Below are 13,504 nucleotides of genomic sequence, written 5' to 3' on the forward strand. Positions count from 1 at the left end.
GGCATCGGGGAGCGCTCGCCGATGCCGCCAACCTCATGATCAACGCCGCTACCCCCGGCGGGACCGGTCAGGAACGGAAGGGGCCGGTGATCTCGTAGGTGACGCCGGCGGAGCCGGTGCGGTCGCCGGTGGTGCCGCGCTGCGAGGAGAAGTAGAGGCGGGTGCCGTCGGGCGAGAAGGCGGGGCCGGTGAGCTCGGACTCCGGGTGGCCGTGCAGGCGCAGGAACGGGGTGACCACGCCGGCGGGGGTGATCATGTTGATCTCCATGTTGCCGCCGTCCTCGGCCACGTACAGGTCGCCGCCGGCGGTGCCGGTGATGTTGTCCACCCCGGTCAGCGGCGCCGCGCCGGCCGGCACCAGCGAGTCGTCGTACGCCAGGTCGAGGCGCTGCTGAACCGCGTCGTACGCCCAGACCCGGTTGTCGCCCTTCGTGGTGAACCAGCAGGTCCCGTCGGCGTACCAGCAGCCCTCGCCACCGTCGAAGTGCTTGGCCGCGCCGACCTGCCAGCGGGTGGGCACCGGGAAGCCGTCCCGGTCCGGGACGTCCCGCCAGGTCACCGGCCCGGCGGTGGCGTCGGCGGGTGCGCAGAGCACCTGCAACCGCCCGGTGCGCAGGTCGCCCCAGGTGTCCGGGAGGAAGCGGTAGAAGCAGCCGTCGCCCTCGTCCTCGGTCAGATAGACCACCCGGCGGTCCGGGTCGCAGGCCGCCGCCTCGTGCTTGAACCGGCCCATCCGGGTGCGCTCCTCCGCCTCCCGGCCGCCCTGCGGCCAGGTCTCGAAGACCCGTCCGAGCGGCACCTCCTCGCAGGAGAGCCAGGTGCCCCACGGGGTCGCGCCGCCGGCGCAGTTGACGTTGGTGCCACCGAGGATCCGGTACGCCGCGGCGATCGAGCCGTCGGCGGCGAAGCGCACCGCCGAGGCGCCGCCGGCCAGCGGGATCTCCGAGTTGGAGACGTAGATCCAGCCGGTGCCGGCCGGGTAGCAGGCGCCGCCGTCGGGCGCCCAGTGCCAGACGTACGAGGTGCCGGCGACCCGCTGCCCGGAACGGGCGATCACCCGGCTGGTGAAGCCGGCGGGCAGCTGGATCCCGTTGCCGTCGGCGGCGAGCAGTTCCCCGTACGGGCCGGGGCCGGGCTGGGCGGGGGCGGCCAGCGCGGCACAGGCCCAGAGGCTGCCCGAGAAGGCGGCGGTGCCGCCGGCGACGGTGGCGCGCAGGACGGTGCGACGGTCCATCGGAGACCTCCCGGTGAGAGTCGATGCCCCGTCGACGCTAGAGCCGACGGAGCATCGATGGAAGTCTCTATCCGGTGAACGCGGGGTGACGCTCCGCCGGGTCCGACTCGGCGCCCTCGCGGATGCCGTACCGGCGGTAGACCCGGCCGAGCGGGCCGGGCGCCCACCAGTTCCACCGGCCCAGCAGGCGCATGGTGGCCGGCACCAGCAGCGCCCGCACCAGCGTGGCGTCGACCACGATCGCCACGATCATGCCGACCCCGATCAGCTTGATGTACGCCATCCCGCCGGTGGCGAACCCGGCCACCACGATGATCAGCAGCAGTGCGGCGGCGGTGATGATCCGGCCGGTGTGCTGCAACCCGGCGGCCACCGAGGCGGTGTTGTCCCCGGTCCGGTCCCACTCCTCGCGGACCCGGGAGAGCAGGAACACCTCGTAGTCGGTGGCCAGCCCGAAGAGCACCGCGAGCATCAGGATCGGGTTGCTCGGCTCGATGAACCCGGTCGGGGTGAAGCCGAGCAGGTCGGCGAGGTGGCCGTCCTGGAAGATCCAGACCACCACGCCGAACGACGCGCCGATCGAGACCAGGTTCATCAGCACCGCCTTGACCGGCAGCACCACCGAACCGAAGGCGAGGAAGAGCAGCAGCAGGGTGGCCGCGGCCATCAGCAACGCCATCCACGGCAGCCGGTCGGCGAGGCTGTCCAGCAGGTCCCGGTCGGCGCCGGGCCGGCCGCCGACCAGCACCTCGGACCCGGCCGGCGCGGGCAGCTCGCGCAGGTGGCGGACCAGGTCCTGGGCGACCTCGCCGGTCGGCTCGCCCGGGTAGCTCACGGTCAGCAGCGTCGCCTCGCCCCGGTTCGCGGCCACCTGCACGCCGCTCACCCCGGGCAGGCCCGCGATCCGGTCGGCGAACGGGCGTACCGCCTCGGCCGGCGCCCCGGTGACCAGCACGTCGATCGGCGCGACCGTGCCGCCGGGGAACTCCGCGGCGATCCGCTCGGAGACCACCCGGGGCGCGGCGTCCGCGGGCAGCACCCGCTCGTCGAAGCCGCCGAACTCCATCCGCAGCGACGGCACGGCCAGCACGGCGAGCAGCAGCACCACCCCGACCAGGTAGCGCACCGGCCGGCGCATCACGCTGCGGGCGATCCGGGCCCAGGCGCCGCCGTCGGCCGCCGGCCGCCCACCCCGCCGCCACGGCAGCGGTACGCGCCCCGCGTCGATCCGCGGCCCGAGCACCGCGAGCAGGGCCGGCAGCACCGTGAGCGCGGCGAGCATGGCGACCAGCACCGCGGCCATCCCGCCGAGCCCCATCGAGCGCAGGAAGGACTGCGGGAAGATCAGCAGGCTGGCCATGGCGAGGGCGATGGTCAGCCCGCTGACCAGCACGGTACGGCCGGCGGTGGCCATGGTGCGCCGGATCGCGGTGGGGGTGTCCCGGCCGGCGGCCAGTTCCTCGCGGAACCGGCTGACCACGAAGAGCGCGTAGTCGACCGCCATGCCCAGGCCGATCAGCGTGATGATGTTGATCGCAAAGATCGACACCTCGGTGACGAGGTTGACCAGCCGAACCGCGACGAACCCGCCGAGGATCGCCAGCCCGCCGATCAGCAGCGGGGTGGCCGCGGCGACCAGGCCGCCGAAGATGAGCACCAGCAGGACCAGCAGCACCGGCATGGCGAGCAGCTCGGCCCGGGTGATGTCCTCCGTGGTCTGCCGGTTCGCCTCGTGCAGGAACGGCACGTTGCCACCCGTCTCGGTCCGTACGCCGGGCGTCTCGATGGCCGGGCGCAGCGCCTCGTACGCCGCCGTCTTGCCGTCCTCGTCGGCGGGCCGGAGCTGGATCAGCGCGTAGGTGGCCCGGCGGTCGGTGGCGAGCAGCGCGGGCGCCTGGGTGTCGTACCAGGTGGTGACGCTAACGACCTCGGGACGCTCGCGCAGCCGGGTGACGGTCGCGGTGACCGGGTCACGGAAGGCCGGCTGGTCGGCCGACACCGAGTCGCTGGACCAGAGCACGATCACGTCGGCCCCCTGCGGGCCCAGCTCGTCGGTGATCCGCTCGTACGCCCGGCTGGACTCGCTGGCCGGGTCGTCGAACCCGCCCCCGGTGAGCTGCCCGAAGACCCCCGCACCCCAGGTCGATCCGACCACGACCAGCAGCACGGCCGCGGCGAGCACCGCCCAGCGCAGCCGCACCACCATCCGCCCCCACCACGCGAACATGGCTCCCCCTTGACGGCTAAAATGTGACCATCGATCATTTCAGTGAACGCCGTTAACTATCGCAACGGCGTTCGCTTCGGTCAAGGGGGTAGCCGGATGACCGCACCGACCCGGCGGGAACGCCTGCGTACCGCCACCCTCGCCGAGATCAAGGAGGGGGCGCGCCGGCTGCTGGTGACCGGCGGCGCCGACGCGGTCTCGCTGCGCGCCATCGCCCGCGACATGGGCATGACCGCCCCGGCCATCTACCGCTACTTCCCCAGCCTGGAGGCGCTGGTCACGGCACTCGCCGGGGACCTCTACGACGAGCTGCGACGGTGCCTGGAGGCGGCCCGGGACGCCGCCGGCGGTGAGCCGGTCGACCAGCTGGTGGCCATGTGTCGGGCCTTCCGCGCCTGGTCGGTGGCGCACCCCGCCGAGTTCGGGCTGATCTTCGGCGCGCCGACCCCCGGGCTGGCCGCCTTCGTCGACGACTGCGTCGACCCGGACCATCCCGGCGCCCGGTTCGGCGCGGTCTTCCTCGCGCCGATGATCGAGCTCTGGCACCGGTCGCCGTTCCCCACCCCGCCGGCCGAGTTGCTCCGCGAGCGCCTCGGCGACCGGCTGGAGCCGCTGCGGCTCAGCCACGGCGACATCCCGATCGAGGTCACGTACACCTTCCTGGCCGGCTGGACCCGGCTCTACGGGCTGGTCGCTGCGGAGGTCTTCCAGCAGGTGAGCTGGGCGGTCACCGAACCGGAGGCGCTGTTCGAGCTGGAGCTGGAAGCGTTCGCCGCCCAGCTGGGCGGCGGCGACCGGCCGGGCGGCGCGATCCGCTAGGCCCGGCACGCGCTGGCTCCGGCGGCACGCCCGGGTGGCGGGCGGCGAAGGGCTGCCCGGCGGGCCCGGCGGGCACTAGGCTCCCGCGGCATGAGTGACGAGCTGCCGACCCGGGCCGACGTGGTGATCGTCGGGTCCGGGCACAACGGTCTGGTGTCCGCGATCCTGCTGGCCCGCGCCGGCCTCGACGTGCTGGTGCTGGAGGCGGCCGAGGTGATCGGCGGGGCCACCCGCACGGAGAACCCATTCCCGAAGGTGCCGGGCCTGCGCCACTCCACCGGTTCCTACCTGCTCGGGCTGATGCCGCCGGAGCTGCTCGCCACGCTCGACGTACGCATCCCGGTGCTGCGCCGCGACCCGCACTACTTCCTGCCCACCCCGGGCCCGGAGGGCTCCCCGTACCTGCTCTTCGGCAGCGACGTCGCGGCCACCCGGGCGCAGCTCGCGGAGTTCTTCTCCCCCGCCGACGTGGCCGCCGACGACGCCCTCCAGGCCGAGCTGGCAGCGCTGCGCGCCGACCTGGCGCCGGTCTGGCTGGCCGACCCGCTGCCCGTCGAGGAGACCGCCGAGCGGTTCGTCCGGCCGGCGCTGCGGCAGGTCTTCGTCGACCTGGTCCGCGGCTCGGTCGCCGACTACCTGGCCCGCTTCGACTTCCGCTCCGAACTGCTCGTCTCGATGTACGCGGTCACCGACGGCCTGTCCGGGCTGAACGCCGGCCCGGACGACCCGGGCACCGGCCACAACTTCCTGGTGCACAACATGTGCCGGCTGCCCGGCTCGGGCGGCACCTGGATGATCGCCGAGGGCGGGATGGGCACCGTCTCGCGGACCTTCGCCGCGGCCGCCCGCGCCGCCGGGGCCACGATCCTGACCGGTACGCCGGTCAGCGCGATCACCCTGGCCGGCGGTGCGGCCAGCGGGGTGGTCCTCGCCGACGGGCGGGAGGTGGGCGCCCGGGTGGTGCTCGGCGCGTGTGACCCGTACCGGCTGATGGACCTGCTGCCCGACGGCGCGCTCCCGGCGCCGCTGGCCGAGCGGATGGCGGCGGTCCGCCGTCCCGGCACCACGCTCAAGCTCAACCTGGCGCTGAGCGGCCTGCCGCGCTTCTCCTGCCTGCCCGCGGACGCGCCCAGCCCGTTCGGCTCGACCATCCACCTTCTTCCCGGCTCGGCCTCGCTGATCGGCGGCGGCGAGTCGCCGATGACCGCGCTGCGCGCGATGTGGGCGGACGTGCAGGCGGGCCGGCTGCCCGCGGAGCCGACCATCGAGTGGTACCTGCACACCACTGTCGACCCGTCGCTCTCCGACGGGCAGGGCCACCACTCGTCGGCGCTCTTCGTCCAGTCCGTCCCCTACGAGCTGGCCGGCACCAGTTGGGACGAGGCGCTGCCCGGGTACGTCGACCAGTTGATCGCGATCTGCGAGCGGTACGCACCCAACACCGGCGACCTGATCGCCGACGCGGTGCCGCTGACCCCGGCCGGCATCGAGGCGCACTTCGGCATCACCGGCGGGCACATCCACCACGTCGACAACACCGTCTCGTTCACCGACCGGATGCCGTACGTCATCGGGGTCGACGGCGTCTACGCCGGCAGCGCCGGCTGCCACCCGGCGGGCAGCGTCATCGGCGCCGCCGGCCACAACGCCGCCCGTCGCATCCTCACCGACCTAGGCCGCTGACCGATCCTCGGCCGTGGTGGCGGCGCTGGGCAGGGTGCCGGGACCGCGGATGAGGTAGAGGACGACGAGCACGAGGTAGAGGAAGAGGCTCAGGACCGGGTGGACGAAGACGAACGCGAAGGCGACCAGGTAGAGCAGCGGGCGCAGCAGTAGCCGGCGCGCGATCGCCCGGGTCAGCTGGGGATCCAGGTCGGGGTGCAGCAGCCGGTGTCGACGCGCGCACCACCAGATCAGGTTGAAGCAGACCGCCTCACCGAGCACGGTGCCGAGGTAGAGCGCGGCGGTCAGCCGCTGCTCCGCCGCGCTGCCGCGCAGATTGTCCGCGAGCAGGTCGGCGGTGAACGGGATGGCCGCGACGAACAGCAGCAGGAGCAGGTTGAACACCAGCAGCATCTGGTCGACCCGGACCACGTAGCGCCAGATGTTGTGGTGGCCGAGCCAGACCTGACCGGCGATCGCGAAGGTGATCACATACGCCAGGTAGGCCGGCCAGGCGTCGACGAGGGCTTCGGGAAGTTCCCTCCCGCCCACCCGGGCCGGACCGTACTGGAGCAGTTCGACGGCCATCACCGTCAGCACGACCGCGAAGATCCCGTCGCTGAACGTCTCGACCCGGGCGGGGTCCCGCGCCATCTCCTGGTTCCGCCGGTACCGGTACTTCCGCTGCCCAGGTCCAGCCCCGGTCATGCCCCGCCCCACCCTCGTGGATCATGAAGTGGTGGCGTCCCGGTGGGTGCCGGTTAGCGGCTGCTGCCGCCCACCACCCCTGCATGGTCGCCCACCGGGCAGGCCGCGCGGGTCGGGATCGGGGTACGGGGCCGGGGCGGGCCGGTCGCAGTCGCCCGGCACCGGCGTCAGCTGAGGGCTTCGCCGGCGGGGGCGGGAGCCTCGGCGTCGACCCGGCGGGCCCGGATCTTGTGGCCGACGCTGGTCAGGCAGCGGCCGCTGCTCAGGTCGAACCGCCACCCGTGCAGCTGGCAGGTGAGTTGGTCGCCCTCCACGATGCCGAACCGGGTCAGGTCCGCCTTCAGGTGCGGGCAGCGCCGCTGCACCACCCAGTCGCCGAGGGTGATGTCCTCGGCGTCGCTGGTCCGCTCGTGCTCGTCGTACCAGCCCTCGGCGTACTGGAGCCGCTCCTCCGACAGGCACTTGAAGAACGCGTAGACGAACTCGTTGTACTGGCCGATCCGGGCCGCGGAGAACCGGCAGGAGAGGAAGAGCGAGTTGACCCAGTCCACCTCGCCGATGTGCAGCAGGTGCTCGACCAGCGCCCGCTCGGTGCGGAACCGGTACCGGACCTTCTCGTCCGCGTACGGCCGGACCTGCTTGCCCGGGAAGTCCACCACGATCGACTCGACGCTCTCCCCGTCGTAGCCGACCAGGTCGAAGCGGACCGGGCCGCCGACCCCCTTGGCCAGGTAGATCGACTCGTCCAGCAGCGGCTCGACGCGCCGCTTCATCTCCTTCAGGATGTCGATCTCCGGGTGCCGCCAGGACGCCTTCTCCGCCTCGATGATCGGGCGCTTGCGCTCCCGCATCTCCTCCAGGTGGGCGACCTTGTTCGCGAAGAACTCCTCCACCGGCACCGGGTGGGTGGTGGTGGCGCCCTCCGTGGTGACCTCGGCGACGCTGCCGGGCAGCAGCACGATGCCGTTGGTGCCACCGACCTTCGCGTACTCGGCGAGGAACACCGACTGGTCCGGAAAGATGTTCCCCTCGTCGCCGAAGATGTCGTTGAACTGCCACAGCTCGTCGTCGAGGAAGCACGGCGGGCCGGCGATCGGGAAGACGTGCGAGGCGTTCAGGTCGTCGATGTACCGCCAGGTGCGGTCGAACTGCCGGTCACGCTTCTGCTTGCCGAACGCCGTCTTGGCGGCCTGCGGCAGCTCGTAGACCATCGGGTACCAGATCGCCCCGGAGAACTGGAGCATGTGCGCGTGCACGTGGCCCAGCTCGGCGAAGACGCTCAGGTCGGTGGGGCGGGCGTCGTTCTGGTTCAGCAGCCGGACACCGTCGTACTCGACCCAGAGCGAGGAGTCGCCGATCGGGCCGTCGGTCGGGCTGGTCAGCGCCTGAATCATGATCTTGAGGCCGCCGGGCAGCTCCACGACCTGCTCGTTCGGCGCCTTGAGGAACTTGGTGAAGCCCAGCTCCCGGAACTCGTCCTCCATCTCCGAGGTGGGGAACTCGGGGAGCAGCACGGTCGCGTCCTTCGACACGAAGTCGCGCAGGTGCTTGGCGTCGAAGTGGTCCCGGTGCAGGTGCGAGACGTAGAGGTAGTCGACCTGGCCGAGGGTCTCCCAGTCGAGCTGCGAATTGTCGGGGAAAGGGAACCATGAGGCGAAATAGGCCGGATTGACCCACGGGTCGCACAGGATGCTGCCCGCGGCCGTGTCGATCCGCATGCTCGCGTGCCCCGTACCGGTCACTCGCACCGCAGTTCTCCCTCGAGAAGACAGACAAGGTGTACGTCAGAACGCTACCGGAGGCAGTGTGGCCGCCGACCCGCGACGCCGGTAGTGCCGTTCCGCCCTGGTCGCCCTGGCCCCGGATGATCACGTTGGTCCACGTGCGGCGGGGACGGGAAGGCGCAGTCCCCGCTCCCCGGCGAGCGCGTGGTCCGCGCGCTCGCGCAGTTCGCGGTCGTCGGCGCCGGGGTATGGCCCCGACCCCGTCCGGTCGGACCCTGCGCCGGGCCCGGCACGGGGCGTGCCAGACTAACCAGAGATCCGATCGCGAGGGAAGGACCGACAGTGGCAGGAAGCGAGCCGGTAACGTCGCCAGACCAGCACAAGCCCGGGCACCGCAAGTCCGGGCGGATCGGCGCGGTGGTGACCGCGCTGGCGCTGCTGGCGATGATCTGCGGCAACCACGAGGGCAGGGTCGAGGACATCTGGCTGGTCGGCCTCGCCGTGCTGCTGCTGGTCATCGTCGTCGGCGACGCGGTGCTGCGGCGCAACGGCCTGCGCTCCTGACCGGAACGGCCGCCGGCTGCGCACCTCCCGCGACACGTACGAAGGGCCCGCCCCCCACCGGGGAGCGGGCCCTTCGTGACGGCGGTCAGCGGCCGAAGAGGATGTCCTGCACGTCCTTGAGCGCGGCGTCCACCTCGGCCTCGAAGTAGCCGCCCTGCACCAGGCCGAAGCGGAGCGTGTCCAGGTCCTTCGGGTTCACCGGCATCGGGTTGCGCCCGGCCATCCCGCCGAGCAGGCTCTCGAAGAACCGGTCGACCTGGTCGGGGTCGTAGCCGCTGCCGAACCGGCGCACCTGGAAGCTGCGGCGGATCTGGTCGACCCGGTAGAGGTCACTGCCGGGCGGGCCGGCCATCGGCGGGCCACCCATCGGCGGGCCACCCATCGGCGGGCCACCGGCCGGCGGGCCACCCATCGGCGCGCCGCCGAACCCCTGCTGCGGCATCGGCGGCGGTCCGGCCGGGCCACGACCCCGCGGATCCCGCTCCCGCTCCCGTTCCGGCATCCGGATCTCGGCGGTCATGTCGGTCCGGCCGCGCCGGCCCGCCTCGAAGCCGTCGAACCGCTGCTCGTCCGGGCCGTAGCCCTCCGGACCGTAGCCCTCCGGACCGTAGCCGCCGGGACCGGCGGGCAGGCCGCGCGGCGGCGGGCCGCCGTGCCCCATCGGGCCCGGGCCCATCGGCGGGTTCGGGCCGGCTGGGCCGCGCGGCGCGTCGTAGCCCCCACGCGGAGCGTCGTAGCCACCGGCGAAGGCGCCGGTCGGCTCGTCGTAGCGACCGTAGCGGTCCGCCGGCGGCGGGCCGGCCTGCGCCGGCATCGGCCGGGGCGGCAGCGGCGACATGCCCCGCTCGTCGCGCATCGGCGGCCCCATCCGGTCCGGCGGGCCGAGCCGGTCGCCCATCCGGGGGTCGCCGCCGCGCCCGCCGCGCTCCTCCAGCTCGGCGAGCTGCCGCTCCACGCGGTCCAGGTGCAGGTCGACCTGCCACTCGTCGTAGCCGTTGAACCGGACCCGGAAGACGACGTCGTGGACCTCCTGCGAGGCCACCGGGGCGCCGACCGGCTGACCGGCGAGTGTCGCCTCGACCCGGTCGAGGAAGGCATCCACCTCGTCGACCTTGTATCCCCGGCGGAGCGCCTTACGCCGGAAACGCTGACCCTGACTCGCCACTATGTCTCCTGGTCTCGTTCGCTACGGCCGGTCACGCCGTCGTCTCCGCGGTCCGGTCGGTGTCCCTGTCCTCGGCGGCGGCCAGCTGCCCACACGCTCCGTCGATCTCGCGGCCTCGGGTGTCCCGCACCGTCGTGGACACCCCGGCGTCGCGCAACCGCCGGACGAACTCCCGCTCGACCGGCTTCGGGCTGGCGTCCCAGCGGCTGCCCGGAGTCGGGTTGAGCGGGATCAGGTTCACGTGGGCCAGCTTGCCGGCCAGCAGCCGGCCGAGCAGGTCCGCTCGCCACGGCTGGTCGTTCACGTTCTTGATCATTGCGTACTCGATCGACACGCGCCGGCCCGTACGGGCCGCGTAGTCCCACGCTGCGTCCAGCACCTCGGCTACCTTCCAGCGCTGGTTCACCGGCACGAGTTCGTCGCGCAGATCATCATCGGGGGCGTGCAACGACAGCGCAAGAGTCACTGAGAGGTCTTCGCTGGCCAGTCGGCGGATGGCCGGAACCAGCCCCACCGTGGAAACGGTGATGTGCCGCTGGGACAGCCCGAGCCCCTCGGGCGCCGGCGCGATCAGCCGGCGGATCGCGGCGACCACCCGGTTGTAGTTGGCCAGCGGCTCGCCCATGCCCATGAAGACCACGTGCGACAGCCGCGGCGGCGACCCGGCCACCGCTCCGGAGGCGGCCACCCCGGCCAGGTAGACCGCCTGGTCGACGATCTCGGCGGTGGAGAGGTTGCGGGTCAGCCCGGCCTGGCCGGTGGCGCAGAACGGGCAGGCCATGCCGCAGCCGGCCTGGCTGGAGATGCAGACGGTGACCCGGTCCGGGTAGCCCATCAGCACGCTCTCCACCAGCGAGCCGTCGTGCAGCCGCCAGAGCGCCTTGCGGGTCGCGCCGTCGTCGCAGGCCAACTCCCGTACCGGGGTGAGCAGCCGGGGCAGCAGCCGGTCGGCCAGCCGCTCTCGGGTCGCGGCCGGCAGATCGGTCATCTCGGCCGGGTCGCGGACCAGCCGACCGAAGTAGTGGGTGGAGACCTGCTTGGCGCGGAACGCCGGCTCCCCCAACTCGGCGACCAGCGCCCGGCGACCGGCGAGGTCGAGGTCGGCGAGGTGGCGGGGTGGCATGCTCGCCCGGCGTGCGCCGGGGGCGTCCGGGTCCACGGGGATCAGGGGCAGGCTCGTCATGGCGCGTCCAGTCTGTCACGCCGGATGGCGGACGCACCTGTCCGGACGTGCCGAATCGACCCTGGCCTCGCGGAGGACCCCGGCACCAGGACGTGACCCATGCCTCAGCCCGCCACCGGCGCGACGACCACCAGCAGCAGGTACGCGGTCGGCAGGGCGAACAGGATCGAGTCGAGCCGGTCCATCAGCCCGCCGTGGCCGGGCAGCAGGTTGCTCATGTCCTTGATGCCCAGGTCCCGCTTGATCATGGATTCGGCGAGGTCGCCGAGGACCGCCGCGACCGAGACCGCCAGGCCGAAGAGCGCGCCCCACCACGGGGCGACGTCGAGGAGCAGCCAGAGCAGCAGGGCGCTGCCGAGCGCCGCCGCGGTGACCGAGCCGGCGAAGCCCTCCCAGGACTTCTTCGGACTGATCGCCGGCGCCATCGGGTGCTTGCCGAAGGCCACCCCGGCCGCGTACCCGCCGGTGTCGGAGAGCACCACCGCGACCAGGGTGACCAGCACCCGCAGGTGGCCGTCGTCGGGCACCGCCGCCAGCAGCGCGGCGAAACCGCCGAGGAACGGCACGTAGACCGCGATCAGCGTGGCCGCGGTGAGGTCGCGCTGGTAGCCGCCGGGACCGTCGCCCAGCCGCCAGACCATCGTGCCGAGGACGGTGACCAGCAGGCCGAGGCTGAGCGCGTCGGGGCCGGCGAACCAGGCCAACCCGACGGTGAGCACCCCGCCGGCGATCAGCGGCACCAGCGGCGGGTGGGCGCCGCTGCGGCGTACCGCCCGGGCCATCTCCCACACCCCGACGCCGACCGCGGCGGCGACCACCACCAGGAAGGCCGGCCGGTAGAGGAACAGCGGCAGCAGGATCGCGCCGACGCCGAGACCCAGGCCGACCGCGATGGCGGCGGGCAGGTTGCGCCCGGCCCGGCTCGGCTGGGTCGGCGGGCGGTCGGCGCTGGCCCGGCGCCGCCCGCGCGCCCGCCGGCCGCGCGGAGGCTCCGGGTCTGGCGCGGGCTCCGGCTCCCGGTCGGGCCGCACCGGCTCCAGTTGGGCGGTCGGGTAGTCGTCCGGGTCGCGGTGGCCGTTGATGCCGGCCGGCCGCTCGTCGTACGGCTGATCGCGGTACGCCTCCGGGTACGGATCGGCCGGCGGGCGGGTCAGCCCACGCGGCTCGGCGTACCGGTCCGGAACCGGGCGGCGGTCCCACGGGGCCGGTTCGACGTCCGGCTCGGGCCAGGGCAGGGCGGTCGGGCGGTCCGGGCGGTCCCAGCCGCGCGGCTCACCACCGTAGGGGTCGAGGTGGGACATCACGCACCGAGCGGAGCCGGTTCGAGATCCACCACATGACGCAAACGCACAACCATCCCCTACAGGCCCGACTGCTCCTCCGGTCGACCGGCCCGACGACCGGTCGATTCCCGCCGTTCACCGCGAGGTGGCCGGGAATCCTGCCGAGCCTACTGCACCCGCCGGGCCGGCACGGCGGACGATGTCCCGGCCTCCCGCCCGGCCCACCCGACACCCCGCCGACCAGGCACACAAGCCGGGGCGACGCGTCCCGTCGCCACCGCCGGCCCGGATCGGCACGAGGCCCGCCCCCCGGGCCGGGGACGGGCCTCGCCTGACGACGTACGGCTGGCTCAGACCTCGAGCAGCTCGGTTTCCTTGTGCTTGACCAGGTCGTCGACGTTGGCCACGTAGCGCTGGGTCAGGTCGTCCAGCTCCTTCTCGGCGCGGCGGCCCTCGTCCTCGCCGACCTCACCGTCCTTGACCAGCCGGTCGAGCTCCTCCTTGCCGCGGCGGCGGATGTTGCGGATCGCCACCTTGGCCTCCTCACCCTTGTGCCGGGCCACCTTGATCATGTCGCGGCGGCGCTCCTCGGTCATCTGGGGAAGCAGGATGCGCAGCTGGTTGCCCTCGTTGTTGGGGTTCACCCCGAGGTCGGAATCGCGGATCGCCTTCTCCATGGCGTTGATCTGCGAGTTGTCGTACGGCTTGATGATGGCCATCCGCGGCTCCGGGATGGCCACGGACGCCATCTGGGTCAGCGGCGTCGGCGTTCCGTAGTAGTCGATGATGACCTTGGAGAACATGGCCGGAGTGGCGCGGCCGGTGCGGATGGCCCCGAACTCCTCCTTGGCGTGCTCGACCGCACGCTCCATCTTCTCCTCGGCCTCGAGGAGGGTGTCGTCGATCACCGGTCTCCTCGCCTCCTTCTGTGCTCG

Annotated in this window: 11 protein-coding genes; 3 read left to right on the forward strand and 8 right to left on the reverse strand. The window is 72.9% G+C overall.

Going from position 1 to position 13,504, the window contains the following annotated elements; all coding sequences use genetic code 11:
* Positions 1–67: 67 nt before the first annotated feature.
* Both GA0070609_RS21675 and GA0070609_RS21680 read right to left on the reverse strand, forming a co-directional pair.
* On the reverse strand, positions 68–1,234 hold the full coding sequence (locus GA0070609_RS21675; RefSeq protein WP_088995477.1) for an alkaline phosphatase PhoX: 1,167 nt from the start codon (positions 1,232–1,234) through the stop codon (positions 68–70).
* Positions 1,235–1,301: 67 nt separating this feature from the next.
* The gene (locus tag GA0070609_RS21680) at positions 1,302–3,461 is read right to left on the reverse strand and encodes an MMPL family transporter (protein WP_088995478.1); all 2,160 of its coding nucleotides are present in this window, start codon (positions 3,459–3,461) and stop codon (positions 1,302–1,304) included.
* A gap of 96 nt (positions 3,462–3,557) precedes the next feature.
* Here GA0070609_RS21680 and GA0070609_RS21685 point away from each other — a divergent pair, with 96 nt between their 5' ends.
* Positions 3,558–4,280 carry a TetR/AcrR family transcriptional regulator gene (locus GA0070609_RS21685; RefSeq protein WP_088995479.1) on the forward strand — a complete coding sequence of 241 codons (723 nt, stop codon included), beginning with the start codon at positions 3,558–3,560 and terminating at the stop codon, positions 4,278–4,280.
* A 90-nt stretch (positions 4,281–4,370) separates the two neighbouring features.
* Positions 4,371–5,963 (forward strand): phytoene desaturase family protein, encoded by a 1,593-nt coding sequence (locus tag GA0070609_RS21690; RefSeq protein WP_088995480.1) that lies wholly within the window; start codon positions 4,371–4,373, stop codon positions 5,961–5,963.
* Here GA0070609_RS21690 and GA0070609_RS21695 read toward each other — a convergent pair.
* Entirely contained in the window at positions 5,952–6,650 is a 699-nt protein-coding gene (locus tag GA0070609_RS21695) for a TMEM175 family protein (RefSeq protein WP_088995481.1), read from the reverse strand. The genes GA0070609_RS21690 and GA0070609_RS21695 overlap by 12 nt on opposite strands.
* 167 nt (positions 6,651–6,817) lie before the next feature.
* Positions 6,818–8,398, reverse strand: a complete 1,581-nt coding sequence (locus tag GA0070609_RS21700) for a Rieske 2Fe-2S domain-containing protein (protein WP_088995482.1) — start codon at positions 8,396–8,398, stop codon at positions 6,818–6,820.
* Between the two features lie 318 nt (positions 8,399–8,716).
* Between GA0070609_RS21700 and GA0070609_RS21705 the strand changes: the two genes are divergently transcribed.
* On the forward strand, positions 8,717–8,938 hold the full coding sequence (locus GA0070609_RS21705; protein WP_088995483.1) for a DUF2631 domain-containing protein: 222 nt from the start codon (positions 8,717–8,719) through the stop codon (positions 8,936–8,938).
* Positions 8,939–9,023: 85 nt separating this feature from the next.
* Here the strand turns inward: GA0070609_RS21705 and GA0070609_RS21710 are convergent, their stop codons facing one another.
* The 4 genes from GA0070609_RS21710 to frr form a co-directional block, all read right to left on the reverse strand.
* Positions 9,024–10,103 (reverse strand): DivIVA domain-containing protein, encoded by a 1,080-nt coding sequence (locus tag GA0070609_RS21710; protein WP_088995484.1) that lies wholly within the window; start codon positions 10,101–10,103, stop codon positions 9,024–9,026.
* 31 nt (positions 10,104–10,134) lie between these two features.
* Positions 10,135–11,286 carry a 23S rRNA (adenine(2503)-C(2))-methyltransferase RlmN gene (gene rlmN / locus GA0070609_RS21715; RefSeq protein ID WP_088995485.1) on the reverse strand — a complete coding sequence of 384 codons (1,152 nt, stop codon included), beginning with the start codon at positions 11,284–11,286 and terminating at the stop codon, positions 10,135–10,137.
* Between the two features lie 104 nt (positions 11,287–11,390).
* Complete coding sequence (locus GA0070609_RS21720) at positions 11,391–12,587, reverse strand: phosphatidate cytidylyltransferase (RefSeq protein ID WP_088995486.1); 1,197 nt, start codon at positions 12,585–12,587, stop codon at positions 11,391–11,393.
* A 332-nt stretch (positions 12,588–12,919) separates the two neighbouring features.
* Entirely contained in the window at positions 12,920–13,477 is a 558-nt protein-coding gene (frr, locus tag GA0070609_RS21725; protein ID WP_088995487.1) for a ribosome recycling factor, read from the reverse strand.
* Between the last annotated feature and the right edge of the window lie 27 nt (positions 13,478–13,504).

This window comes from Micromonospora echinaurantiaca (assembly GCF_900090235.1).
Lineage (GTDB): Bacteria > Actinomycetota > Actinomycetes > Mycobacteriales > Micromonosporaceae > Micromonospora > Micromonospora echinaurantiaca.

Coding starts and splice junctions, on each gene's coding strand:
- GA0070609_RS21675 (WP_088995477.1), bottom strand. CDS start 1,234: ATGGACCGTCGCACCGTCCTGCGCGCCACCGTCGCCGGCGGCACCGCC.
- GA0070609_RS21680 (WP_088995478.1), bottom strand. CDS start 3,461: ATGTTCGCGTGGTGGGGGCGGATGGTGGTGCGGCTGCGCTGGGCGGTG.
- GA0070609_RS21685 (WP_088995479.1), top strand. CDS start 3,558: ATGACCGCACCGACCCGGCGGGAACGCCTGCGTACCGCCACCCTCGCC.
- GA0070609_RS21690 (WP_088995480.1), top strand. CDS start 4,371: ATGAGTGACGAGCTGCCGACCCGGGCCGACGTGGTGATCGTCGGGTCC.
- GA0070609_RS21695 (WP_088995481.1), bottom strand. CDS start 6,650: ATGACCGGGGCTGGACCTGGGCAGCGGAAGTACCGGTACCGGCGGAAC.
- rlmN (WP_088995485.1), bottom strand. CDS start 11,286: ATGACGAGCCTGCCCCTGATCCCCGTGGACCCGGACGCCCCCGGCGCA.
- GA0070609_RS21720 (WP_088995486.1), bottom strand. CDS start 12,587: ATGTCCCACCTCGACCCCTACGGTGGTGAGCCGCGCGGCTGGGACCGC.